Genomic DNA, 23,679 nt, shown 5'->3' with positions numbered 1-23,679 from the left:
TTCCACCCCCATATCATTCACCATATCGCACATCGTGACAAAAGGAAAGCCAAAGCGCGGGAGCCCCGGCTATGACTTTCCCTCTAATTCGAACGTCACCGATGTTTAATTCGCGTAGAACTACGAATTAGTTTTGTTTTTTATCTTCATCCACAACTTCGTAATCAGCGTCTACGACGTTGTCACGTTTAGCAGAACCTTGTTGTTGCTCTTCAGCACCTTGTGCTTCTTGCTCTTGCGCCTGAGCTTGCTCATACAGTTTCACGGACAGTTGTTGAACGATCTCTGTCAGTTCTTCTGTAGCAGCTTTGATATCTTCCAGGTTGTCGGAAGCCAGAACGCCTTGCAGTTTTTCTTTGGCAGCATTCGCTTTTTCAACTTCGCCAGCATCTGCTTTTTCGCCAAGATCTTTGATCGTTTTGTCAACAGAGTAGATCAATTGATCTGCACTGTTTTTCGCTTCAACGAGTTCTCTGCGTTTTTTATCTTCTTCAGCGTGCAACTCAGCATCTTTCATCATTTGCTCAACTTCAGCATCGCTCAAACCGCTGGAAGAAGTGATTGTGATTTTTTGAGTTTTGTTCGTACCTTTATCTGTTGCAGATACGTTAACGATACCGTTGGCATCAATATCGAAGCTAACTTCGATCTGTGGAACGCCACGTGGAGCTGGTGGAATATCACCCAACATGAAACGTCCAAGCGATTTGTTACCCGCTGCCATCTCACGCTCACCTTGCAGAACATGAATCTCAACGCTTGGTTGATTGTCTGCATACGTGGAGAACACTTGAGATTTGCTTGTAGGGATCGTAGTGTTACGCTCGATCATTTTAGTGAATACGCCACCCGCTGTTTCGATACCCAGGGACAATGGCGTTACGTCGAGCAATACAACGTCTTTCACGTCACCTGTCAGTACGCCCGCTTGTACAGCAGCACCCAAAGCTACAACTTCATCCGGGTTAACGCCTTTGTGTGGCTCTTTACCCGTCAGTTTTTTGATTGCTTCTTGTACTGCTGGAATACGTGTCGAACCACCAACCAATACGATCTTGTCGATATCGTTAGGCGTCATACCCGCATCACTCAATGCACGACGAGTTGGTTCAAGCGTACGCTCAACCAGACCTTCAGAGATTTCTTCAAATTTCGCACGGCTCAGGTTCAACTCCAAATGCTGAGGAACGCCATCAGCAACTGTGATGAACGGCAAGGAGATCGTTGTAGTCAATACGCCGGAAAGTTCTTTTTTCGCTTTTTCCGCTGCATCTTTCAAACGTTGAACCGCTGCTTTATCTTTACTCAAGTCAATGCCTTGATCTTTTTTGAATTCACTTACGAGGTAATCAATGATCACTTGGTCAAAGTCATCCCCGCCTAGTTTGTTGTCCCCGCTAGTTGCTTTAACTTCGAAGAAGCCATCACCCAGTTCAAGAATGGATACGTCGAACGTACCGCCACCCAGGTCATATACGAGGATCGTTTGGTCTTCGGATTTCTCCATACCGTATGCCAAAGCTGCTGCTGTTGGCTCGTTGACGATACGCAGAACTTCCAAACCTGCAATTTTACCCGCATCTTTAGTCGCTTGGCGCTGACTGTCATTGAAGTAAGCTGGTACAGTGATAACTGCTTGAGTTACCGTTTGACCCAGATAAGCTTCAGCATCGGATTTCAATTTTTGCAGAATGATTGCAGAGATCTCTTGTGCGGAGTAGTCTTTGCTATCGATTGTTTCCTTGTGGGAAGTACCCATGTGACGTTTGATCGACATGATGGTACGATCCGGATTGGTGATGGCTTGACGTTTTGCTGTTTCACCAACAACGCGCTCTCCATCCTTTTTGAAACCAACTACGGATGGAGTTGTACGTGCGCCCTCCGGATTTGGAATTACGACAGCCTCGCCGCCTTCCATTACTGCTACGCATGAGTTTGTTGTTCCTAAGTCAATACCAATTACTTTGCTCATCCGAAAATTTCCTCCCTCAACAATTTAAAATGAATGGGTCTGATCTGACCCTTATTTAGATGTTCATGTTGCTAATCGTGCTCTATGTGTACAAACCTTTATATTAAACTTCGCCCACATTGTTCAACCATGGAGCCGACTCATTCCTTCCTATAAGGAATTTATGAGCTGACTTTAACCATAGCTGGACGAAGCACTTTATCTTTCAGCATGTAGCCTTTTTGGACTTCCTCAACAACGATACCTTCTTCGTACTCGTCGCTCTCCACTTGCATAATTGCTTGGTGGAATTCAGGATTGAACGGTTGTCCTACCGATTCCATAGCCGTCAGACCTTCATTATTCATCACGGTTTCCAATTGACGGAAAATCATTTGGATGCCCTTGGAGAAAGATTCGACCTCTGCTCCTTCCGGTACAGTAGCCATGGCGCGCTCGAAGTTATCAATAACCGGTACCAGTTCGGTGACCAGCTTCATCGAAGCGTATTTAGCCAATTCTTCTTTTTCCTTCTGCGTACGACGACGGAAGTTATCAAAATCAGCCTGTGCACGGACATAACGCTGTTGTTGCTCCTCAGCTTCTGCCTTCAGACGTGCAAGCTCATCCTGCTCCTGACCAGCCATCTCTTCAGCTTGTGCTTCTGCAGCGCCAGCTTCATTAATAGGCTCCTGCTCAGTTGCTGTTACCTCTTGTTCTTCTGTAAATGATTGCTCCTCTTTCAAGATGTTCACCTCCTTATACGAATGAAATGGTTCATTCCCGAATCTTATTTGAAACGATGTGTTAGCATCGCCGTCAAGTCACGGGATAGTGTATTTAAAATATGAATGACACGTGCATAATCCATCCGCGTGGGTCCTAGAATACCGATCGAACCCAAAGCCTCACCGTCCAATGAATAGGAGGCTGTAATCAGGCTGCAGTTGGCAAAGGCTTCATGATCATTCTCAGTGCCAATTCGCACTTGAATACCAGATCCACCCGGCACGGGCATCATCAATTTCATGAGTGTTGGTGTCTCTTCCAGCAGGTCAAGAATATCTTTTACCTTTTCGATATCTTTAAACTCCGGTTGAGTCAACATATTGGTGGCACCACTGAGGAACAGACGATTATCATGTTCGTTGTCAAAGGCACTGTTCAGCACCTGCATAACTTCCTCGTAACGTGTAATATGCCGTTCCATCTCTTGCCCAAGTTCGGTATAAAGACGGGATTTCAATTTGTAGATTGGTACGCCCACAAGCTTGGTATTTAACAAGCGAACCACATTTTCCATCTCGGCTACCGAGATTTCTGGTGGAATCTGCACCGTCTTGTTCTCCACTTGACCTGTATTGGTCACGATGATTGCCACAGCTTCACTCTCGTTCAGCGGAAGCAATTGGAAGTGACGTAAGGACGTATGGAATACTTCCGGTCCAAGCAGGATCGAAGTATAATTCGTCATATGTGACAAAATATTGGATGCATGCTGAATAACTTGTTCCATGACGTTCAGTTTTTCAGCGAAGAACGACTTGAGATCATCCAACTCCTGAGGCTCCACCTGATTCCAGGGAACCAAATGATCGACATAATATCGATAGCCTTTATGGGATGGAATACGTCCTGCCGATGTATGCGGCTGTTCCAGGAAACCCATATCTTCAAGGTCCGCCATTTCATTACGGATCGTCGCCGGACTGTATCCAACATCTCCCCTTTTGGAAATGCTCCGGGACCCTACGGGCTCAGCTGAACGGATATAGTCATCCACTATAGCGTTCAGAATCATTCGTTGACGCTCTGTTAACATGGTGAGTATCCCTCCTTCTGACTGTACTGTCCCATGTCGTTAGCACTCCGGTTAGATGAGTGCTAAGCGGTAATACAAAAATACCAAACTGACGTGAACATTGTCAAGTGAGTTTGATGAGTGGGCTCATCTATTTATAGTATAGACCAATGTCGACGAGTCCTAACAACTTTATTGAACATACTTTGAAGTAAAAAAGGACTGCATGTAGGGCAGAGGCAGACTCGGCTCGATCCATGCAGTCCATTCAGTTGTTAAGCTGAAACGTTAAGCTCTTTTAATACCGCGATCTCATCGCAACAATCCTGCTTGCTGCAATGAACACAGTCGGTCCATACTTTCTCAGGGAAAATCTCTTTTTCCACTACGGCAAACCCGTTTTTGAGGAAGAAGGATACTTCATATGTCAACGCCATAACCTTAGGAATCTGTTGTTTCTCTGCTTCTTCTACCAGTCGGTCCAGCAATCGGGAGCCAATACCGAGCCCTTTGTGTCCTTCCGAGATACCGAGTGATCTGACTTCCACCAAATCATTCCCCAGACGACAAAGCGATCCGCAACCCACCACTTCACCATCAACTTCGGCTACAACAAAGTGCTCCAGCTGTCGGTGCAGTATTTCCCGTGATCGCGGAAGCATGATCCCACGCTCTGCATAGCCCTTAATCATTTCATACAGTGGTTCAACATCTTCCGACACGGCTTTTCTGCATATTACCGACATCCTGCTCTCCTCCTATTACCAAGCTTTCCAGAGGAAAGCTGACTTCGTAGTTGTTAAATTAACACGCTCTGTAAAATCAATATGAATAAATATACAACAAAGCGTATACAATTTCAAGCTACGAATTCAGCGATATGGACCCGATAAACTCCGCAAAAACGTCATTTCCGAACAGGATACCCTGCTCGCTCAGTCGGAAGCCGTCTGCCGTCCGCTCAAGCAACCCTGCATTCAACATTTTGCCCAAAGGCTTCGCAAACACTTCTTCCATAGACTCTCCGAACTGTTCGCTAAACCGAGAGGCCGAAGCTCCCTCCAACATTCTCAGTCCAACCATCAGATAATCTTCCATGGCCTCCGGGCGAGCAATCTCAAAATGATCCAGACGAGGCAGCCCTGCTCGTGAAGCTTCAACATAAGGATTTATACCTTTAATATTCATATGCCGTTCGCGGCCCACATATCCATGCGCACCTGCACCCAGACCATAGTAGTCCTCATTACGCCAGTAGGTAATATTGTGACGACTCTCAAAGCCCGGCTTGGCAAAGTTGCTGATCTCGTATTGTCCATAGCCTGCTTCTTTCATACGTCTCATTAATAGAAGGTACATCTCCAGCTCATCATCTTCATGAGGAAGTGGCAACTGGTTCTTCTGATACAGGGTATGGAAAAGTGTATTCTCTTCCACTTTCAGGCTGTAGATGGAGTAATGCGGCAGATCCAGTTCCAGCGCTTTGTCGATACTCTCATTCAACATTTCAACAGTCTGGTTTGGCAAACCAAACATCAGGTCAATGGACAGGTTATTCAAGCCTGCTTTTCGAGCATTCTCCAAACTGCGATATACATCATCCGTATTATGAATACGCCCAATGCCTGTCAGCAGATCATTCTGAAAAGCCTGCACGCCAAAGCTGACACGGTTGACGCCGCCTTCTTTCATCGCAGCGAGTTTCTCCGCATCCGTTGTTCCCGGGTTGGCTTCCATCGAAAATTCAATATCGTCCGCCCAATTTGGGAAATACGTCTTCACGGAACGAAGAAATACGGCCATCTCATCCGGTTTCAGAGCTGTTGGCGTACCCCCACCTACAAATATCGTCTTGATCTCGCCCGGTGGATTGGCCTTAACTGTATGTTCCATCTCCCGTTCCAGCGCTTCGAGATATTGCATCACGGGCTGATCTTTCAGAACGTAAGAGTTAAAGTCGCAATAAAAACATTTATTCGTGCAAAAGGGAATGTGAAGATACACCGCTTGGGGCGCACCTGTCTTCCGGCTGTGTGCTGCCAATGTCATGGCAAGTCCCCCTCTATTTGAAAAAAGGAAAGCCATCCGGCTTCCCTTTCAGCTTAGTTATTTAATATTCTGTGTTGTAACCATGTTTGCAAGCAAACGTCCTACAATTCAATTTCGATACACACATTATGTGATGTACCCGAGACAAAATATCGTTTATCCTTTCATACACAAATTATTGATGTACCAAAAGGATTCACGTGACGTTAGCAAGCAAACGTCCTAGTCATCAATTTTCAGTACCGCCATGAATGCCTCTTGCGGCACCTCAACGTTACCAACCTGCTTCATCCGCTTCTTACCTTCCTTCTGCTTCTCAAGCAGTTTCCGTTTCCGCGAGATGTCACCACCATAACACTTGGCAAGTACGTTTTTACGCATTGCTTTTACCGTCTCACGAGCAACAACCTTGGTACCTACTGATGCCTGAATTGGCACCTCGAACATTTGCCGTGGAATCAGCTCGCGCAGTTTCTCACAGACAATGCGTCCGCGGTTATAGGCACGATCACGGTGAACGATGAAGGACAGAGCATCCACCTGTTCGCCATTGAGTACAATATCCATTTTTGCCAGATTGGACTGACGGTAACCGGACAGCTCATAATCCAGGGATGCATATCCTTTGGTACCGGATTTCAACTGGTCGAAGAAGTCATATACAATCTCGGACAACGGAATCTCATAGGTAATGGTAACCCGAGTTGTGTCCAGATATTCCATATTTACATATTCACCGCGTTTAGTCTGACACAGCTCCATAATGGTGCCTACGTAATCATTCGGTACGATAATATCTGCCTTGACGTATGGTTCCTCGACGTAATCAATCCGTCCCACCTCAGGATAGTTGGATGGGTTGTCGATTTTCATCACTTCACCATTCGTTAAGGTAACGTGATAGATTACACTTGGTGCCGTTGTGATCAACGGAATGTTAAACTCCCGCTCGATCCGCTCCTGGATAACGTCCATGTGAAGCAGTCCAAGGAATCCGCAACGGAATCCAAAACCGAGAGCACTGGATGTTTCCGGTTCAAAGCTCAGAGACGCATCGTTCAACTGCAATTTCTCCAACGCTTCACGCAGATCAACATAGTCCGATGTTTCGATCGGATAGAGACCACAATACACCATTGGGTTAATTTTACGATAACCCGGCAATGGTTCCGGTGTTGGATTTTTGGCATCCGTTACCGTATCCCCGACTTGTGTATCGCCAACATGCCGGATACCTGCAACGATAAATCCAACATCCCCGACGTTCAGCTCGTCCACGATGGTCATACGAGGTTTGAACGCTCCAACTTCAATGACTTCAAATGATTTTCCTGTTGCCATCATTTTGATTTTGGAACCGGATTTGATTTTGCCGTCAACAACACGCACATATACGATTACACCTTTGTACGGATCGTAGTGCGAGTCAAAAATCAGCGCTTTCAAAGGCTGGTCAGGATCACCAGTTGGTGCCGGAACACTTTTCACCACTTGCTCCAAAATTTCTTTGATTCCGATTCCTGATTTGGCCGAAGCCAAAACCGCATTACTTGTGTCCAAACCAATAACATCTTCCACTTCCTGCTTCACCCGTTCAGGATCAGCGCTCGGAAGGTCAATTTTGTTGATAACCGGTAAAATTTCAAGATTGTTATCCAATGCCAGATACACGTTGGCAAGTGTTTGAGCTTCAATTCCCTGAGCCGCATCCACAACCAGCAGAGCACCTTCACATGCAGCAAGACTGCGTGATACTTCATACGTGAAGTCTACGTGTCCCGGTGTATCAATCAGATTCAATAAATACTCTTCACCATCATCCGCTTTGTAAGTCAAGGCTACTGCTTGTAGCTTGATTGTTATTCCACGTTCACGTTCAAGGTCCATTTTATCCAGAACTTGTTCCTGCATTTCACGTGAAGTGAGCGCACCTGTGTGCTCCAAGATCCGGTCCGCAAGTGTTGATTTGCCGTGATCTATATGTGCAATAATAGAAAAGTTACGAATTTTACGTTGTCTTGCCCGAATGTCAGTCATTCCTTACCCCCAGAAACAGCCTAGTGTCAATCACTTCATTATAACAGTTGAAGCACAGTGCATCAATCCCGTGATGTCTCAACTTTATAATAAAGTGTCATCATGCACTCCCAGAGGTTATATTGTACCTTAAAATTATAGTATTTTATTCAGCAACGCCGCTAAAAAGAGAGACCACCCATTTGATTCCACTGTGTGAGAGATTTTGCAATAATCCAGCCGTTTTGTCTGCCAACACATCAACCGGAGCCTTATCTTGATCTGCCCCAAGCACTTGGCTTGGTGACTGAACAGGTACAAATGGTGGTTCTTTAATTTCCTTTTGGACAGGTGCAGTCGGAACAGATTCGGTCACCGATGAAGTTGGCTCAGTTGTCACAACGGTTGACGTGCCTCCTGATGGATTGCCCATATGAAAGTTGCTGCCCGCCAGCTGCATTCCAAACAGAACACCCAGCAACATTAATACAGCGATGGATAACAGTCTTTTACCGAATCTGGACATATGCTTTGCCTCCTGTCACTCTCTACTATTTTGTTCTTCATACATATAGAGTCCCTATCCACCCTGTGATGACGTTTCTGCACTGGCTTTGTCCACCTTCTGATCTTCCCAATATACTTGGGCAATCATGTCTGCTAGAATCTTCGATGTCCGTTGGAGCTCAGCTCCTGTGTTGTCGATGCCGCCAATCTCAATCAAAATGCTGTTGGGTGAAAGGGTTTGGTTATACTCTCCATTGTTGGCTCCTCCACCATCTTTGCCCCACACACCACGGGATACCCCAGGATACTTGGCTTCCAGTTTCTTATGAATTTTCGCTGCAAAGGCTTCATTTTGCCGCCAATTTGGATTTTCATGTCCAATAATGAAATACACTTTGGCGTAGCCCAAGTCATTAATAGTGGTTGTTGTTTTGCCATGACGCTGTGAATCGCGATGAATGTCTATGAGATATGTCAGATCATCATTTTGAGCGAGTGCCGCTTTTACCGTTTGACGGGAGTATTTATAAGAATAGTTCCAGTTATAGTCCTTAACTTTAGTGGGGTAATCATCCTTGGCGTGTTCTACGCCGATTCCCAGCTTCTCCAGACTGTCTGAGAGGTAGGTTCCCACTTGAAACACATTGCCTGTTGATTTGCCTGATGATGGATTATCACTTTTCGTACCTAGCAGTGGATTGTAGCCTTCCCGTGGATGGGAATGATAGATAAGAATTGACTTTTGGCCTGTTGTCGGTGAGCCTGAATTGTCTTTCTCACCATTCTTTGCTGGGGGATCTTCTTTACCTTCTCCATCTCCAGGCTCACTCGACTCAGGTGGATCCGTATTGTCCTGACCTGGTGGAACATGCAGCTCACTACCGGGTTTTCCTCCACCTGCGGAAGCCGTATCTGTAAGACCGGGGCCGGGCTGATAATCTTCGGGAGCCTCGGCTTTTTCGTTACCAGATCCAGGACGGAGCAGAACAGGTTGGTTGGAACCCATACCCGGCATTTCTCTCGCAATCAGGCTCTTCGGATCTTGAGGATTTACATTCGTTAGTAATTGGAAAACAAATGAGGTGAGATTTTCACCGGATATAGCAGACGTCTGTTCCTTCTGGGTGAGATGGGGCATCTCCATACCGAGCATATCGACGAAAAAGCGGCTTGATACGGCACTCGCAAATCCTTTCATGGAAGAAACGGGTGAATTATTCAAGCGTTTCTCTGCCATTCCCCCGAGACCAAGTACGACAAAAAACAAAGCAGATATGATCATAAGCAACAACAACGTACGGCCCATGGCCAGCACGTGCAGACATCTTTTTTTCCACTTTCCAATATTCCAGGCCAATATCTTGTTCATTCTGCTGTCTCCTTCCCTGCTGGACAACTCTTATACTTCAACTCTATGAGCCCGCCCAATTTGATAGAACAGGAAAATGAAAGATTCCAAAAACAAAAAAAAGAAAGTCCGATAGATTCGGACCTTCTTCTCAGCAGTTTTAAGTTTTAATGTGTATAGGCCGCTACGTTATCTGGATTCACAGCATCATGGAGTGCCGCGTTAAGTCCTGTAGCAATAACATTGGCAATTCCCTCAATAAACTCATCGATTTCCTTTGGGGTAACAATGAGGTCATGACCTAGTGGCTCCAGTACCTCTTTCACCAGACTCAAGCGATCTTGCTCACCAATGTCGTCCAGCATACCCATGATCTGTTTGGTCTGATCCGTTTCCTGGCGGAAGTGTGAGCGCATCATCTCAATCACATTGTTCACAATGGTGGACGCATAACATACGGTTGGTACTCCGATGGCGATGCAAGGCACACCTAATATCTCACGGGTCAGGCCACGCCGTTTGTTTCCAATACCGGAACCAGGATGAATACCAATGTCTGCTACCTGAATCGTTGTATTTACACGTTCCAAGGAACGGGAGGCTAGCGCATCAATCGCAATAATGGCATCCGGCTTGGTCCGGTCTACAATCCCCTGTACGATGTCACTGGATTCAATGCCCGTTGTACCTAACACGCCGGGAGCAATCGCGCTGACTTCCCGATACCCTGGCGCAACCTGATCAGGCACCAATTCGAAATACTGACGCGTCACCATCAGATTTTCCACAACAAGTGGACCAAGTGAATCCGGGGTGACATTTAAGTTGCCCAAGCCAACAATCAAGACCTTGGATGTTTTGTTAATTCCGGCCTTAACCATAAAATCTTCCATTTCACGGGTGAACTCGGCTGCAACTCGCTCCTGTAACTCGGTATCACCATTCCGTAGTGAAGGTACTTCCAAGGTGACATAGTGACCTTTCACCCGACCAATAGCCGTGGCTGCTTCTTCAGTCAGGACATCAATACGTGTAATCGTAATTCCCTCTTTTTTCTCTACATCTTCCTGTAGTCCGGGAATCGTCTGTTTCTGTCCACCTTGCGCCATTTCCTTGGAGTCGATCGCCAAATCGGTACGAACTGTATAGTTTTTCAAATCCAGTGTCATTCTGTCCCTGCCTCCCTTACCGCATTTGAGCATATTGTGTGGGAAAAAGGGTTTCTTTATACAGCATGTCGAACATCGTAGGAATATCTGTTGCATTTTACATGCTAGCGTGATAGAATATTTTAAGTTGTGAAACGTTTGTATTCATGCAAATGCCTTACAGGAGGTGAATGTAATGCCAAACATCAAATCCGCTGTTAAACGCGTAAAAACGAGCGACAAGCGCCGCGCACTCAACGCTTCCCAGAAGTCTGCACTCCGTACAGCTGTTAAAGCTGCTGATGCTGCTCTGGTAAGTAACGAAGTTGATACTGCAAAAGCTGCGATTCAAGCTGCTTCCAAAAAGCTGGACAAGGCTGTAACTAAAGGTCTGGTTCATAAAAATGCTGCAGCACGCAAAAAGTCTCGCTTGGCGAAAAAACTGAACGCTCTTTCCGCACAAGCGTAAGAAGCGTTACTTATACGATCCAATGGAAAAATCCTGAACAGCATAGGCTTTCAGGATTTTTTAGTATCTGATTCGATAAGTATAAGACAAAGATAAAGCGACCTTTATTCCGATGATTTAACGATCATGGAGCAAAGGTCGCTTTGTTTGTTTCTCACACTAGTAATCTATTACGTTTACTTATCCATTCATGCACCAAGTCTCAATAAGAACAGCTCCAGACCAAGCACTTTATCCACCGCTCCTGTTTTCATCTGGTAATCCAGTTCGCTGAGGTGACTCAAAATCATTCTCAGACGTTCCGGCTGAAATTTCCGAGCTTGTTCACCCGCAATCTTAACAGCATACGGATGCAAACCAAGCTGACTGGCAATCTGCTGCTGGGAGTAACTTTGTTGTCCCAACTCTTTCACCTGGATCATGATCCGAAACTGGCGTGCGATTAAAGCCGCAATTTTAATCGGTTCTTCCCGCTGCTTCAGCAACTCATAGAAAAGAGCCAACGCTTTCTCCAGTCGCAAATTAGCGAGTTCCTCCACTAGTGAAAATACATTCTGCTCTGTACTACGGGCAACCAGTGACTCAATATCAGCACGTTTGATTGTCCCCCCATTACCCGCAAACAAACATAACTTGTCTACTTCAGCAGACAGGGTCTGAAGACCTGTTCCTGCATAGCTGATCAACGTTTCCGCCGCTCCCGTCTCCAAGGAAACATCCCGCTGCTTCGCAAGTTTCACTATCCAATTCAACAGCTCTTCTCCACTGAGTGGAGCAAAAGCAAGAACTACTGCCTGTTTCTTGACAGCTTTCACCAGTTTCTTACGCTCATCAAGCTTATCCCCTTGGGCCAGGAAAACAATCGTACTGTAATCTGCCGGATTTTCCATATATGTAAGCAGACGATCAACCTGATGTTCAATCTTGGATTCTTTACCTGCGGTGAACAGGCTCGCATCCCTTACAATAATTAATTTGCGTGGAACCAGAAAAGGTACTGTCTCTGCTTCTTCAATAACAACCTCCACAGCCGTTTCAGACAAATCATATGGAATAATCGCAAAATCACGATGTTCTTCTTCAATAACCTGTTCTTTTAACATATCCGTAAATTGCTGTATCTGGTACTTCTCCGTTCCGTACAGCACATAGATCGGTGCCGTTTCTCCATTACGTATTGCCTTTGTTGCACTTTTTACATCCATTCACGGCGCCTCCTTATCCCTCTTATCCTACCAGAAAAAACGCAAGACAACAAAGGGACCTTACATCCAGTTGCGGATGAAGGTCCCCTGTCCTACATCTATATAAACGCAGACACCAGCAGTTCTAGAAAAAGCGGGTGCGCGGTCATACGACGTCAGTTGTTTGAACTGAGATAGGACGTTTTGTTACTTCCACTATATGCTTGTCATACTGAAAATGTTCTTTCGTTTAGAGGAGCGCACTCCCCATTTTTAATTATTTCGCAGGAGCTCCACCTGAAACAACAGGTACATTAAACGAGTTCTTCGCCGTTGTTCCGTCCTTGTCCGTTTCGTAATTAAAAAGGGTACCGTCCTTTGACCAACTCGCTGACTTCAGTGTCCCCTCTATGCTGCGTTGTTCAACCAAATTTAGAACATCCGGTTCGCTCACAGGTTTGGAGTATATGCTGATTTGATCACCAATAAGCATAACTACATAGGAACCGTCAGGTGACTTCCATTCTTTTGGTGTTGCTGTTGTAGTCATTCCCTGATCCGGTCCTGCTGCGAATCCTTTGTTCCCTCCAGAAGCGTCTGCACCTGCACTGGAATCAGGTACAGTGTTACCTTCAACCGGAACATCTTCAGTCATATTAGGTGTTGTATCCTGAGAAGTGAAGGATTGGGCATCTCCATTTTCTGTTTCTGTTTCTGTTACTCCATTCTCTTCCCCATCTGCAGAAGATTTAGGAGAATCTCCTGATTCCTGAATTCTCTGCTCAGAATCTTGGTTCTGAGCCGGATTCTTCTGATTATCGGTCGAAGGAGTTCTGGACGAATTATCTTGCGGTCCTTTATTCGGAGCAGGCGTTGATTCAGTAGCCGGTTGTTTAGGTGTCGGATCTGACTGAACTTCAGGCTCCTGTACCTCATCTCCACCGTTCTCTTCAGGCATTGTTTCTACGTCTTGGTTATCTGGTTTAGTTGGTGAATCATTCGATTGACCCACAAACACATCGTTGCTGCTTCGTTGGGACGAAGTGGCAGGATCATAATTTTCAATATTCTTGCTTAATGAATTCTCATCCAAATTGCCGCCCTCTTGAGAAGCTCCAGAGCTCATCAGCATGGAATCGGCATTCTCAATCTGTTCAGGCGGATTCCCCCAGATGGCGAATCCCAATATAACTGCCGCAGCCGCTGCACCCATGGACATACGTCCTGCCATCGAGTTAAGCCATTTTTGCTTCGTTTTCCGCTCACTTGAACGTTGTAAATTCTCAAATGTAGCGGGGACAGGATTCATTTCCTGTATGGTGCTACTTTGTTCCTTCCGCGCTTCGTCAATGGCATCAAGCTGTGGCATAATCGCATCAACCAGACTAAATTTCGGGCTTACTTGCGGCAATTCTTCCAGTTCTCTGGAAAGAGCTCTGAGTAAACTAAAATTCTCGGCGCACTCCGGACACTTTGCCACATGCTGTAGCATCTGCGCGGTTTCCGCCTCGCCCAGATCATGATCCAGATAGCGGTGCATCCATTCCACCACCTCTTCGCATTTCATCCTGTCACACCACCTTTCTGATATTCCTGTAGTAGATTCTGTAATTGCTGCCTGGCTCTAAATAAATAAGATTTCACCGTATTCAACGGAAGATCGAGACAATCCGCAATTTCATTGTAGGATAAGTCCTGCAAATATCTTAGAACAATAACGGTACGATGATGCTCGGGAAGCTTGTTGATCGCATCCTGAATGTCCTGGGCCACATATGTAGACATGACCTCGTACTCCACATCCTGATTATCCTGAAAAACCATGTCATGTTCGTCAATGGAGACAGACGGCTTGGTTCTTCTGAATTTATCAATACAGATGTTCGTGACGATGCGTTGTACCCATGTTTTGAATTGGGCCTTTTCTTCGTATGAATTGATTTTGGTGTAAATTCGGATCAACGCTTCCTGCGCAGCATCCAAAGCGTCCTGTTCATTATTTAGAATGTAATATGCGGTCCGATAGACATGTTGTTCAATCTCCCGCAATAGGGTAATTAGAGCGTCGCGATCGCCCGATTGAGCGGCTCTGATGAGTTCCGGCTCTACCACAAAGGATCCCCCTCTCCCTGCAACCTTACAGACGTGATCATCAATAAAATTGTTGCAAAGTTAAGTATTTTTTTAATTTGCCATAACAAAATAACGGCGTATGTATTAGGGCCGCTGAAATCTTCTCTTAGAATAACAGAAATTGCATAACGAGTCACCAAACGTATCCAAAAGGGATTCCATTACTTACACGACTCAATTCAAATGCAATGGCATACATTATAGATAAGCACTTTTTTGGTTCCTAAAATAAAAAAAGTCGAAATTTGTCCAAATTTAAGCTGATTTTAATGCAATTTTTATGAAAATAGTGTATTGTAAATTTACATTCATAAACACGAGGTGATGAGCATGCCAGCTCTTGCGAAAATTCAAGCTTTAAAAGAACAAATGCCCAAAGAATATCAAAGTATTTCCCACTTTGTTGAACATGCATTGGAGTCCATTGATACTCTGGTCGAGGAACATCGGAAGTACGTAGCTGCACAGGCATTATACGGCGATAAAATCGTTGGATCGGAAGAACGCTTGTACAGAGAAACCGTACTTGATGTCAGAGCACAGTTGTTGATGACTCTTGAGAAAACGGTAGAAGATCTGTTGCACAAGGGAGATAAACACTGGAGCAAACACTTTAAGGATGGCGTAGAGTAGTTCTTATATTTCTTCTACATTTTGAAAAAATGGCCCGTTTTCCGATATTCTCCCTCGTGGGGTGTAACGGAAAGCGGGCTTTTTTTGTGCTGTGCTGTAACCTGCAATCAAATGAAGTGATTAATTGGTATATTCATCAGTAAATCGCCATCAGTTTGCCATTGAGAAACCCTAAAGCTCTTATGCCTGCGGAGCTGGCATACACCCAAACCTCGATTTTGCCTTTTGAACTCGTTTCATACGTAATGCTCGATGGATCTCCCCAAGCAAGGCGCACCTGAGTTATATTCATTCCTAAAGCTACTTCTCCAGCAATGATTTTATTCCAAGTGGACTTGGACCAATTGTATTTCTTATACGGATCAGAAGAGAAGAATTGGTTGGAATCGGCAAGCATCTCCGTCACACTGGAAGGTGCACCTCCTGCGTAGGCAGAAACGGTTTTTCCTTTTGCATTACGGAAGATAATAGAGTAACTTCGATCACCGTATTTAATCTTTTCAATTTTGATATCTGATATGGTCACTTTACTGAAACGTTGCCCTAAACTCGTATCACTGTTGATCCAGTAGGACTTGCCAATGAAACGAGCAAGATTCCCCAACTCTTTTTTCTTGATCAGTGCAAGTGTATCCTTCGATTCCACTAGAATAGAAGAATTTCCAACCAGCACCTTGGCCTGCTTTAGCTCAGCATCCCATCGAACCTGAATACCCGCAGCCTGTCTTAACAAGTCCGCAGGAAATACAGTTTGCCCTCCAATAGTTTGTACTTTCCCTTTCAACTTCAGCTCTTTGTTGTTTAATCGCACAACAGCACTCCCTTTTTGCAAAACAATACTGTCATCTCCAAATTGAATTTCAAAAGATGAACCCTTCACATCAATTTTGGCTCCCAAAGTTTTGAACATCGACTGTACTGGCAAGTATACATTTCCATCCAACAATGTGGCGCCTGTTAACTTTTGCTGTGAATCAACGTTCAGTTGAAGACTTGAGGCCAAATCACCTATCTTCAAAGTCACTTTGGTTGTTCCCATGCCCGTAACCTTCAGTTTGCCTCCTGCCTGAATCTGTGCAACTTGGGGCTGCTCCACTATAATTTCTTCAGGCAATGGCGCACGCTTGTTTTTGAAACCATTACTATAATTCTCCTGAACAGCAAGCGTGATCGTATCCCCAATATTAGCTTCCTTGGAAGATGCCGTAAGTGTCACTTGATTTAACGCGGGAGCTGATAGAGGAGTTAACTTTCCATTATCATATGTAACCCATGATCCATCCTGTAATTGTGCATATAGCTCATCCAGATTAGGCGCATACACCATCCGCGATACGTTACTTAGACCAGGCAGTTGCTCGCCCTTATATTTGGCAGTTCGATCGTAGCTCCAGACGCTTCCATCCTGTTTCACCGTGAGCAGCTTATGCGTACTCCCCCACCAAATCAAAGATTGCACATTATTCGCAACCGTGATGTAGTCATCCTCATACAGCATACTTACGATCACTACCGAGCCATCATTTTTCAGCACTGCTGCGTAAACACCATTCGTTGCAATTGCTTTACCATCAGGTACATTTCCAGCTTTACGTATTTTGTTGTATTTGTCATAATATATATCTCCTGATGAAGATAATGCGCTATAAGAAGAATCGCTTCCAAAACTATAAGAATCCGCATCGATAATCGATTCCAAAATCTTAGCCTGATCATCAAAATTATAAAGATTCCCATCCTGAAGCTGAACCCATCCATGGCCATATACCTTAATCACACCATTGAATTGTTTCGTTACTGGTATATGCGCATTGTCCTTATTCCACCGAATCACTTGGCCATCAGCAGTCCAACCAAAGATGAAATAATCGTCTGATTTTGAAATACCAATCAGCTTCCGATTTTGTGTCCATACTCCACTTGTGATCCCTTTAGACCAAAGTGTACCATCGTCCAGCAAATAATTATTTCGGTCAAGAACTGAAGTGATGGAGTTTCCCGATCCAGATGATGCAAAAGCGGAGGACTGTCCTGCAATGAAGCTGATAACCAAAACTCCAATCCACAACGCTATTGTCTTCCCGACCCTTTTCACTTTAGACTTCTTAGTTGCATTGGTGTTGCTTTGTGTCAGTTCTACAAGTTCCATTTTCTTGATCCCCTCATTATTATGTATAGTGCTACGATCACTAGGTATCTCTAGCCCTTCTTCAAGGTGGGCCTAACTAATATTCGGTAAAAATAACCATAATCCTGCAACAAAAATCATATAACATTAATCAAATCCTTAACTAAAAATATATTTTTACATATATACAACAAACCAAATACAAATGATTGCATTTAATAATCTAAAATAGAAAACATATTACAAACTAAATAGAGCGTGCAACCGTAACAAACTTCTAAATGGATATGCGGGAGACTAAAATGAATCTAAAAATATTTTTCATATACTTCCTGGGATTCTTTCTACTCAGTAGTGTGTTATTCATTGCATTTAATATGATAATTTGGCATAAAAGTTGGGATCAAATTGATCATATACTAAACTTATTCAGCGCAACTATAATTAGCTTGATAGTTGGCATATCAAAGGCAAGAGAGTAACTGATTTTTAGTCAACTATCCTAAGTGATAGTCTAGATGTCCTTACACTTCATGAAGTATTACTTACTTCTAGTACGAAAAGTTGAAAAAAAGATGACTGCATAACTAAAATATTATAACGCTGGAACCATCTGTCGCTAGCGAGTGAAGCAGCTTATGGACAAAATGTTCGTTAGAAAAACTCTTACATCCGTATCTGAATATAAGAAACTATGGAGAAATCGGAACAGCAAGGAATGATTTTTAAATCCAAATAAATGAAGGTCGGTTTATATAGGATAGTACAAATCCATTCTTATAGAAGAGTACAAACCTTAGAAAAACAAAGGTTTGTACCTCTTTTGGTGTGATGAACTTATTGATTATAATAAGGGCCATTTCCTGTGGATTCATTCAAGGACAACAACTGAGAAACCGTTACGAATTGGTAGCCTTGCTTTTTTAGTGATTTAAGCATTCGGGGCAGCGCATCAGCTGTAGAAGTGTGAATATCATGCATAAGTACAATCGAACCTGATCTGATGTTTTTAGCAACCTCTTTATTTACAGCTTGGGCGTTCCGGCTTTTCCAATCCAGCGAATCCACAGACCATAAAATAATGGGTGTTTTCTGTTCTTTGGTGACTTTTTTGACTGATTCATTCATAGCACCATAAGGCGGACGGAATAGGGTTGGTTTTTCTCCAGTCGCATCTTTGATTCGGTGCGATGATTCTATGATTTGTTTGCGCACCTCACTCAGGCTCATATTCGCAAGATTCGGATGACTCTTGGAGTGATTGCCGATCTCGTGGCCGGCCTTAGCAACCTTTTTAGCCATATCAGGATAATACTCTACTTGTACGCCCAGCATGAAGAAAGTAGCCTTCGCGTTGTACTCCTTCAAAGTCTTTAGAACTCTAGGTGTCACCTTTGGGTGAGGCCCATCATCAAAGGTAAGAGCCACATATTTCCCTTTAGGATCAAGCGGAGGCTGAGTTGGCCTCTTCCCTTTTGGTTCATCGTTATTTTCATAAGTAATATTCCATTTTTTAGTAAGGTCCTTCTTCAAGTAGGAATGCAAGGATTTCAGTGGAATGTTCACTTGGACCGTTCCGGCTGCACCAGCAGCGATCTCGTATTTATTAAAGTATAAAGTAAATACTCCGTTACCTATGGACCATTTCCATCCAGATGGATTTTTTATAGATTTTTGAAGTTCTGCTTCGAATACATAAGAGTGAACGTTTTTCTGTTTCTTCAGTTCTCCCTTCACGATGGACATAATATGGTTAACAGCTGCTTTGTCATAAGTCATGATATCAGATAAATTCAATATTTTATTTTCAGCTGTGTCGATATTAAAAGATTTTATTATCGATTGTCCATTAGCACTGCCTGCGGTGATCTGATAGGAAGTGAACACTAAACTATATAAATGGTCACTAATTTTATTCGTATCTACTGTAATATTCAATTCAGCACGATAATCGCCTTGAAGCGTTTTTGCACCGGTTTTAACCTGGGTTAAGAATTTCTTTTCCTGATCATTGACCCACGTCTGAATAGGAGTATTAATCTCCTTGCTGTTTGTGAGAACGTTGCTAATCGACAATATATAATGCTTCGTATTCTTCGTCCTTGTTTCGATATTTAAGCCTGGGTATGCACTGGGCGACACTTCAACGTTCTCTGTAACGCTGTGGTTTCCAGCTAGAACATTTTGCACCATTAGATTGATTCCTAGAATCCCGCCAGCTAATACAATAAATCCAACCAGCCAAACGGGCCACCGTGTTTTCTTCCTTTTGTTCATTTCAAATCATCCTTATCTTTATTCTAGTCATAAAACTGCAAGTCATTGTCTATCATTTCTTCCGGCGATGGTAGGCCATGACAGCCATGACGGATAATGCCCTTAAGCCATCAAATCCTGGTATATAACGTTTACCATCGCCTCGTACCGGTGCAAAGTTCCGGATTAAACTTCCGAAATGATTCATGTTGTCGTGCATTTTGCTTTCGTCCCTATCCTTTTTGATTTGTCGCTCATAGGCAGGACGCCGAGCTTGTGAAAAAAGTTTTCTCCAATTAATGTAATCAATGAAGAGAACAAAACATTTTCATGGAACTTCTACCTTTAGAACTAAAAAAAGCATCCCGTAAGAAGAGAGTCTTCGGGATGCCACATTCAGAATAATCGTCATGTTTCCAGCATAAGACTTGAATTAATGTTGTACTTGTACATTTAAAATGTCGGACACAAATTGGATTGCGCGGAAAACTGATTTTTATGAATCGAAGTGGCTGCGCCGAGCGCTTTGGGAGCCATTTTCGAGAAGAAGCAAGCTGCCACCTTTTTCAGATCCAACTTTACTGCGATTTCTGGCTTCATATCATTCGGCTTTGCCTCAGAGGCTGGCATTCTTCAAATTGAAACGGAACTCCGGTGAAGCCACATATCCCGGCGCGATACTGTATTTTGGGAAGACGATAACCAGTTCGCCTTTTTCAATATAAAACGACTGTTCCGTGAACGTCCCTTTGAATTCTTCCAGGAAGTATTGATCGGGATCCTTTCTCATTTGCGCAAGAATATCTGCATCAAGCTTTTCTTTATAGTTAGAACCGAGGAGATCCTCCAGTGTCACGCGCTGAGCCGCAGAGGCATTTTTCAAGTTGTAGGTATCGATCCGGGGCATGCTTGTTCCGCCCCTGTAACCTTCCGTGATTACTTCAAGCGAAACTACTCCTGCCGGGTTTCCAGTTCCGTCCGACTTTAGCTTATAGCTGACGTAAAATTCATAGGGGTGGAACTTCTGGTGATTTACTTTTGCCTTTTTGGCCGTTTTTGCGGCATCCTTCTCCCACTGAGCAAGATCCTTTTGCGCACGGGATAAAAGGATGCCATTCAGTTCATTCTGGTATCTGGTGTCCAGCATGCCGTCCAGCTGCGGTACCTTGATGTTCACAATAAGGTTCTTGCTTGTTGTGCTCAGTACCTTCTCCACGATTTTTACACCTGTAGCCGAAGGGACGGTTGCTTGTACCTTAGAGCTGACAGTTACGTTCGCTGAAACAGGTGCCGAGGCCAGCGCATATGCAGATAAGCTCGCTGCGCCGACGCCGAGCATGGCTACACAGCCCATGGCCCCCATCTTCATGTATTTTATCGTTTTCTTTTTCATAGCTTTCATCCTCCATCTCTTTGTATGAGTGTCTAATCACGCACACTCATTGGCTAGACGCATGAGATGGTTCAGAAAGTTTTGGAAAATCAAAAACAGAACAATGTCTCTTCGACCAAAGTACTAACAAAAAAAAACCGGCGCGGGGTACCCCATCACCGGTCTCTTCCATTACTTAATGTATTTGTTATTAATCAGAACGTCTTTCAACACATCCGTGGGAATGACGAATTCCACAGAACCCATATAGCCTGGCGCAACGTCATATTCGTTGAAAGCAATCACCAGCTTGCCGTCGTTGTTGATATAGAAGCCTTGATCCTTCGCGATGCTCTGGAACTCACTGGTGACCGGCACGTCGGTAGCTCCCGGAGCCCAGTAAATCTTATTAGGGTCCGCTTTCATTTGCCCCTGCATCTGCTCTTTAACGTTGTCGCTGATGAGCCGTACATAACGATCGTCCTTGAACAGCATCGGCAGAGTTATGAGGATTTGGTTTTTCTTATCGATCGTATCAAACTGAAGCTCCTCCGAGGATGAACCGGCGGTCTCGACCACGTATCTTTGTATAGATAAAATCTCGTCGTTGTCCGTCTTTACTTCATATCCGACATCAAGTCCCAGATGGCCTCCGCCTTGCTTCTTCAATTCGCTGATTTCCGCCTGGAACTTTTCGTAAAGCGCTTTGTTCTCCTTCATATATTTCTCGTTCAACCCGCTTTGCAACTGCTCATTCTCCATATCGGTAATGGAAGGCACTTTGATATTCGCATTGTAATTAGACTCGTCAACCACGTATTCCTTGAACGTGAGCACCTGGATAACCCGGTCCACACCCGGTATGGATGACAAGGCTTTCGCTACGGGAGGGCTCACATTGATCGCAACAAGGAACATGAACGCAGCCGCACTGGAAACGGCTAACCATCTGTACTTTGAGCCGCGGCCCCTCCTTCCCTCCTTAGAGAATTTATGAATCGATTGGTTTACAATGCTATCCAATTCATCTGGAATGGGTATTTCTTGATATTCTTTTCGCAGCTGTTCCATGTTATTGTTCATCTTACTCGTTCTCCTTTGGTTGTTTCATCATTCATTGTGATTCGCAATAGCTGATGCGCCTGATACAGCCTTGTTTTAATCGTATTCACATTCTCATCCAGTACAGCAGCAACTTCTTCGATCTTCATGTCTTCAAAATATCTCAGTATAATGACGCTCTTGTACTTATCCGGCAAGGATTCGAGCGTTAGCTTCAAATCAATGTCCGTATACGTATCTTCTGCCCCGAGGCTGTAGGTTTCGATCATTTCATGATCCATCGAGTGAACCTTTTTGTTTCTGCGCAGAAAATCCAGGGCGGTATTCACCACAATCCGGTAAAACCAGCTTTTAACCGCGTCTGGGTTTTTCAAACGTTCGAGATTCGTCATCGCTTTGTATATGGAGTCTTGTACGATATCCAGGGCATCATCCTTATTTTTGACATAGCTATAAGCAAGTCGGTATACGTTCTCTTTATGCTCGGTAATACAGTGTGTAAGAATTTTTTCAGTTTTTCTATTGAACATGGTCGATTATTCCTTTTCTATATAAATCTTTTGTCGTAACAAGAAGTAAGACGTTTACGGGTTCCCAAAAAGTTTTCGCATCCGAAAATTTTTTTTACTTCTGCAAACCGTTCAAGGCCCTCACAAGCAGGTCAACGTAAACCTCGGCGCCTCTATTAAATGCACCTCGTCCTTTTAAAAATAATCTTCCCTTCCTTTGCTTGCCAAATACCAGTCTACTACCGATGACCGAATTCATTTGAAACTTTTGAAGGTTTCTTTCCGAAAAAACAATGTATCACTCGGAACCGAAAGTCATTTGGTAGTCTGTAGCGCCTTTGTCGTTGTAGGCTTTCTATATTAACGATATTTCATATTTTTAATCCGTCTCCTTCTGATCTGTGTCGGTGGAACCACGCTCCCCTCCCTCATTTCCTACCCTGCCACTACCAAAAAATATATGTCACCACCATGAGATTAAGAAAAAAGTCGTTCGCAGCGAAACGACTTCTTTCTTTTATAGGTCAACTAAGTACTTTCTTTCTCTAATTCCCACTTTTCCTCAACCTCTGTATGTTAAAATATAGTAACGCCTTAGCCTATCTCTTATTGAATATAGTTATTTAGGGAGGTCAATTTTCGAATGACAAAAAACCATAGAATCAATAGGCCGCGCGGAAAAATAGTTGCAGCTGTATTAACTGCAGTGTTCATTTCACTTGCAATGGGGATATATCACTATGTCCCTATAGATGAAAGATTAGAGAATACTTACTATTATTCATTCGGGTATACATTTGCGGTTGGATTATTGATTAACCTCGCTATATTACTTTTCTTACTTACGCCACTTTCTATATTGGTGGATGGACTACTTTTATACAGAAAAAAAGATAATACGTATATGAGATTGCTTGTTGCTATTGCCGCATATGTTCTATTAGGCTTCACAGGTGGGATCATCTACTCGATATTTACACTTAACTTCACTACTTTTTCCGCTCAGACTATCCACATTGTTGTATGTTCTATTGTCTTTTTAACCTTTCAGTTGGTATTAAATCGGAGTTTTCTTCACTTATCTTCACACCGATAAATAGATTGCGTGCC

At 43.9% G+C, this 23,679-nt stretch carries 21 protein-coding genes; 3 read left to right on the top strand and 18 right to left on the bottom strand.

The features are described from left to right. Positions 1 to 127 precede the first annotated feature (127 nt). The 9 genes from dnaK to gpr all read right to left on the bottom strand — a co-directional run bounded on the left by dnaK (position 128) and on the right by gpr (position 10,844). Entirely contained in the window at positions 128 to 1,975 is a 1,848-nt protein-coding gene (gene dnaK / locus C161_RS05215; protein ID WP_036615087.1) for a molecular chaperone DnaK, read from the bottom strand. A gap of 161 nt (positions 1,976 to 2,136) precedes the next feature. Continuing rightward, positions 2,137 to 2,700, bottom strand: coding sequence for a nucleotide exchange factor GrpE (grpE, locus tag C161_RS05210; RefSeq protein WP_036668567.1), 564 nt, complete (start codon positions 2,698 to 2,700; stop codon positions 2,137 to 2,139). A 44-nt stretch (positions 2,701 to 2,744) separates the two neighbouring features. Further along, a complete protein-coding gene (gene hrcA / locus C161_RS05205; protein WP_036615092.1) occupies positions 2,745 to 3,776 on the bottom strand; it encodes a heat-inducible transcriptional repressor HrcA in 1,032 nt (343 codons plus the stop codon). Between the two features lie 254 nt (positions 3,777 to 4,030). Then, positions 4,031 to 4,501, bottom strand: a complete 471-nt coding sequence (locus tag C161_RS05200) for an N-acetyltransferase (RefSeq protein WP_036668566.1) — start codon at positions 4,499 to 4,501, stop codon at positions 4,031 to 4,033. Positions 4,502 to 4,619: 118 nt separating this feature from the next. Next, positions 4,620 to 5,804, bottom strand: a complete 1,185-nt coding sequence (gene hemW / locus C161_RS05195) for a radical SAM family heme chaperone HemW (protein ID WP_036668565.1) — start codon at positions 5,802 to 5,804, stop codon at positions 4,620 to 4,622. A gap of 222 nt (positions 5,805 to 6,026) precedes the next feature. After that, positions 6,027 to 7,841: a translation elongation factor 4 gene (lepA, locus tag C161_RS05190; RefSeq protein ID WP_036615097.1), complete on the bottom strand. Its 1,815-nt coding sequence runs from the start codon at positions 7,839 to 7,841 to the stop codon at positions 6,027 to 6,029. Positions 7,842 to 7,986: 145 nt separating this feature from the next. Then, positions 7,987 to 8,346: a hypothetical protein gene (locus C161_RS05185; protein ID WP_036615099.1), complete on the bottom strand. Its 360-nt coding sequence runs from the start codon at positions 8,344 to 8,346 to the stop codon at positions 7,987 to 7,989. A 54-nt stretch (positions 8,347 to 8,400) separates the two neighbouring features. Then, positions 8,401 to 9,696, bottom strand: coding sequence for a stage II sporulation protein P (locus C161_RS05180; protein ID WP_036668563.1), 1,296 nt, complete (start codon positions 9,694 to 9,696; stop codon positions 8,401 to 8,403). A 146-nt stretch (positions 9,697 to 9,842) separates the two neighbouring features. Further along, complete coding sequence (gene gpr / locus C161_RS05175; RefSeq protein ID WP_036668562.1) at positions 9,843 to 10,844, bottom strand: GPR endopeptidase; 1,002 nt, start codon at positions 10,842 to 10,844, stop codon at positions 9,843 to 9,845. A gap of 175 nt (positions 10,845 to 11,019) precedes the next feature. Here gpr and rpsT point away from each other — a divergent pair, with 175 nt between their 5' ends. Beyond that, positions 11,020 to 11,292, top strand: a complete 273-nt coding sequence (rpsT, locus tag C161_RS05170; protein WP_024628504.1) for a 30S ribosomal protein S20 — start codon at positions 11,020 to 11,022, stop codon at positions 11,290 to 11,292. A gap of 188 nt (positions 11,293 to 11,480) precedes the next feature. Here the strand turns inward: rpsT and holA are convergent, their stop codons facing one another. The 3 genes from holA to C161_RS05155 all read right to left on the bottom strand — a co-directional run bounded on the left by holA (position 11,481) and on the right by C161_RS05155 (position 14,588). Next, positions 11,481 to 12,497: a DNA polymerase III subunit delta gene (gene holA / locus C161_RS05165; RefSeq protein ID WP_036668560.1), complete on the bottom strand. Its 1,017-nt coding sequence runs from the start codon at positions 12,495 to 12,497 to the stop codon at positions 11,481 to 11,483. A gap of 256 nt (positions 12,498 to 12,753) precedes the next feature. Further along, positions 12,754 to 14,043, bottom strand: coding sequence for an anti-sigma factor (locus C161_RS05160; RefSeq protein ID WP_036668559.1), 1,290 nt, complete (start codon positions 14,041 to 14,043; stop codon positions 12,754 to 12,756). After that, positions 14,040 to 14,588: an RNA polymerase sigma factor gene (locus C161_RS05155; protein WP_017687205.1), complete on the bottom strand. Its 549-nt coding sequence runs from the start codon at positions 14,586 to 14,588 to the stop codon at positions 14,040 to 14,042. Before C161_RS05155 ends, C161_RS05160 begins: the two co-directional genes overlap by 4 nt. A 351-nt stretch (positions 14,589 to 14,939) precedes the next feature. Here C161_RS05155 and C161_RS05150 point away from each other — a divergent pair, with 351 nt between their 5' ends. Beyond that, positions 14,940 to 15,242 (top strand): hypothetical protein, encoded by a 303-nt coding sequence (locus C161_RS05150; RefSeq protein ID WP_017687204.1) that lies wholly within the window; start codon positions 14,940 to 14,942, stop codon positions 15,240 to 15,242. 136 nt (positions 15,243 to 15,378) lie between these two features. Here C161_RS05150 and C161_RS05145 read toward each other — a convergent pair whose 3' ends face one another. The 6 genes from C161_RS05145 to C161_RS05120 form a co-directional block, all read right to left on the bottom strand. After that, complete coding sequence (locus C161_RS05145; protein WP_051449592.1) at positions 15,379 to 17,391, bottom strand: copper amine oxidase N-terminal domain-containing protein; 2,013 nt, start codon at positions 17,389 to 17,391, stop codon at positions 15,379 to 15,381. 816 nt (positions 17,392 to 18,207) lie between these two features. Beyond that, positions 18,208 to 19,647, bottom strand: coding sequence for a polysaccharide deacetylase family protein (locus C161_RS05135; protein ID WP_036668556.1), 1,440 nt, complete (start codon positions 19,645 to 19,647; stop codon positions 18,208 to 18,210). A gap of 52 nt (positions 19,648 to 19,699) precedes the next feature. After that, complete coding sequence (locus C161_RS33295; protein ID WP_268745214.1) at positions 19,700 to 19,834, bottom strand: hypothetical protein; 135 nt, start codon at positions 19,832 to 19,834, stop codon at positions 19,700 to 19,702. Between the two features lie 408 nt (positions 19,835 to 20,242). Next, entirely contained in the window at positions 20,243 to 21,019 is a 777-nt protein-coding gene (locus C161_RS05130) for a DUF3298 and DUF4163 domain-containing protein (protein WP_051449591.1), read from the bottom strand. A gap of 171 nt (positions 21,020 to 21,190) precedes the next feature. Beyond that, a complete protein-coding gene (locus C161_RS05125; RefSeq protein WP_036668554.1) occupies positions 21,191 to 22,081 on the bottom strand; it encodes a DUF3298 and DUF4163 domain-containing protein in 891 nt (296 codons plus the stop codon). Then, the gene (locus tag C161_RS05120; protein ID WP_036668553.1) at positions 22,078 to 22,590 is read right to left on the bottom strand and encodes an RNA polymerase sigma factor; all 513 of its coding nucleotides are present in this window, start codon (positions 22,588 to 22,590) and stop codon (positions 22,078 to 22,080) included. The genes C161_RS05125 and C161_RS05120 overlap by 4 nt, the downstream gene beginning before the upstream one ends. 622 nt (positions 22,591 to 23,212) lie before the next feature. On the opposite strand from C161_RS05120, the gene C161_RS05115 reads away from it, so the two are divergent. Beyond that, positions 23,213 to 23,665, top strand: coding sequence for a hypothetical protein (locus C161_RS05115; protein WP_036668552.1), 453 nt, complete (start codon positions 23,213 to 23,215; stop codon positions 23,663 to 23,665). The last annotated feature ends 14 nt before the right edge of the window (positions 23,666 to 23,679 follow it).

The sequence above is a fragment of the Paenibacillus sp. FSL R5-192 genome, from assembly GCF_000517845.1.
Classification (GTDB): Bacteria; Bacillota; Bacilli; order Paenibacillales; family Paenibacillaceae; genus Paenibacillus; species Paenibacillus amylolyticus.
Note: the sequence above shows the minus strand (reverse complement) of the source record. Positions and strands in the feature narration are given on the sequence as shown.

What these genes read in the sequence shown, in the direction of transcription:
- dnaK (WP_036615087.1), bottom strand. Translation starts at nt 1,975, where the DNA reads ATGAGCAAAGTAATTGGTATTGACTTAGGAACAACAAACTCATGCGTA.
- hrcA (WP_036615092.1), bottom strand. Translation starts at nt 3,776, where the DNA reads ATGTTAACAGAGCGTCAACGAATGATTCTGAACGCTATAGTGGATGAC.
- C161_RS05200 (WP_036668566.1), bottom strand. Translation starts at nt 4,501, where the DNA reads ATGTCGGTAATATGCAGAAAAGCCGTGTCGGAAGATGTTGAACCACTG.
- hemW (WP_036668565.1), bottom strand. Translation starts at nt 5,804, where the DNA reads ATGACATTGGCAGCACACAGCCGGAAGACAGGTGCGCCCCAAGCGGTG.
- lepA (WP_036615097.1), bottom strand. Translation starts at nt 7,841, where the DNA reads ATGACTGACATTCGGGCAAGACAACGTAAAATTCGTAACTTTTCTATT.
- C161_RS05185 (WP_036615099.1), bottom strand. Translation starts at nt 8,346, where the DNA reads ATGTCCAGATTCGGTAAAAGACTGTTATCCATCGCTGTATTAATGTTG.
- C161_RS05180 (WP_036668563.1), bottom strand. Translation starts at nt 9,696, where the DNA reads ATGAACAAGATATTGGCCTGGAATATTGGAAAGTGGAAAAAAAGATGT.
- gpr (WP_036668562.1), bottom strand. Translation starts at nt 10,844, where the DNA reads ATGACACTGGATTTGAAAAACTATACAGTTCGTACCGATTTGGCGATC.
- rpsT (WP_024628504.1), top strand. Translation starts at nt 11,020, where the DNA reads ATGCCAAACATCAAATCCGCTGTTAAACGCGTAAAAACGAGCGACAAG.
- holA (WP_036668560.1), bottom strand. Translation starts at nt 12,497, where the DNA reads ATGGATGTAAAAAGTGCAACAAAGGCAATACGTAATGGAGAAACGGCA.
- C161_RS05160 (WP_036668559.1), bottom strand. Translation starts at nt 14,043, where the DNA reads ATGAAATGCGAAGAGGTGGTGGAATGGATGCACCGCTATCTGGATCAT.
- C161_RS05150 (WP_017687204.1), top strand. Translation starts at nt 14,940, where the DNA reads ATGCCAGCTCTTGCGAAAATTCAAGCTTTAAAAGAACAAATGCCCAAA.
- C161_RS05145 (WP_051449592.1), bottom strand. Translation starts at nt 17,391, where the DNA reads ATGGAACTTGTAGAACTGACACAAAGCAACACCAATGCAACTAAGAAG.
- C161_RS05135 (WP_036668556.1), bottom strand. Translation starts at nt 19,647, where the DNA reads ATGAACAAAAGGAAGAAAACACGGTGGCCCGTTTGGCTGGTTGGATTT.
- C161_RS33295 (WP_268745214.1), bottom strand. Translation starts at nt 19,834, where the DNA reads ATGAATCATTTCGGAAGTTTAATCCGGAACTTTGCACCGGTACGAGGC.
- C161_RS05130 (WP_051449591.1), bottom strand. Translation starts at nt 21,019, where the DNA reads ATGAAAAAGAAAACGATAAAATACATGAAGATGGGGGCCATGGGCTGT.
- C161_RS05125 (WP_036668554.1), bottom strand. Translation starts at nt 22,081, where the DNA reads ATGAACAATAACATGGAACAGCTGCGAAAAGAATATCAAGAAATACCC.
- C161_RS05120 (WP_036668553.1), bottom strand. Translation starts at nt 22,590, where the DNA reads ATGTTCAATAGAAAAACTGAAAAAATTCTTACACACTGTATTACCGAG.
- C161_RS05115 (WP_036668552.1), top strand. Translation starts at nt 23,213, where the DNA reads ATGACAAAAAACCATAGAATCAATAGGCCGCGCGGAAAAATAGTTGCA.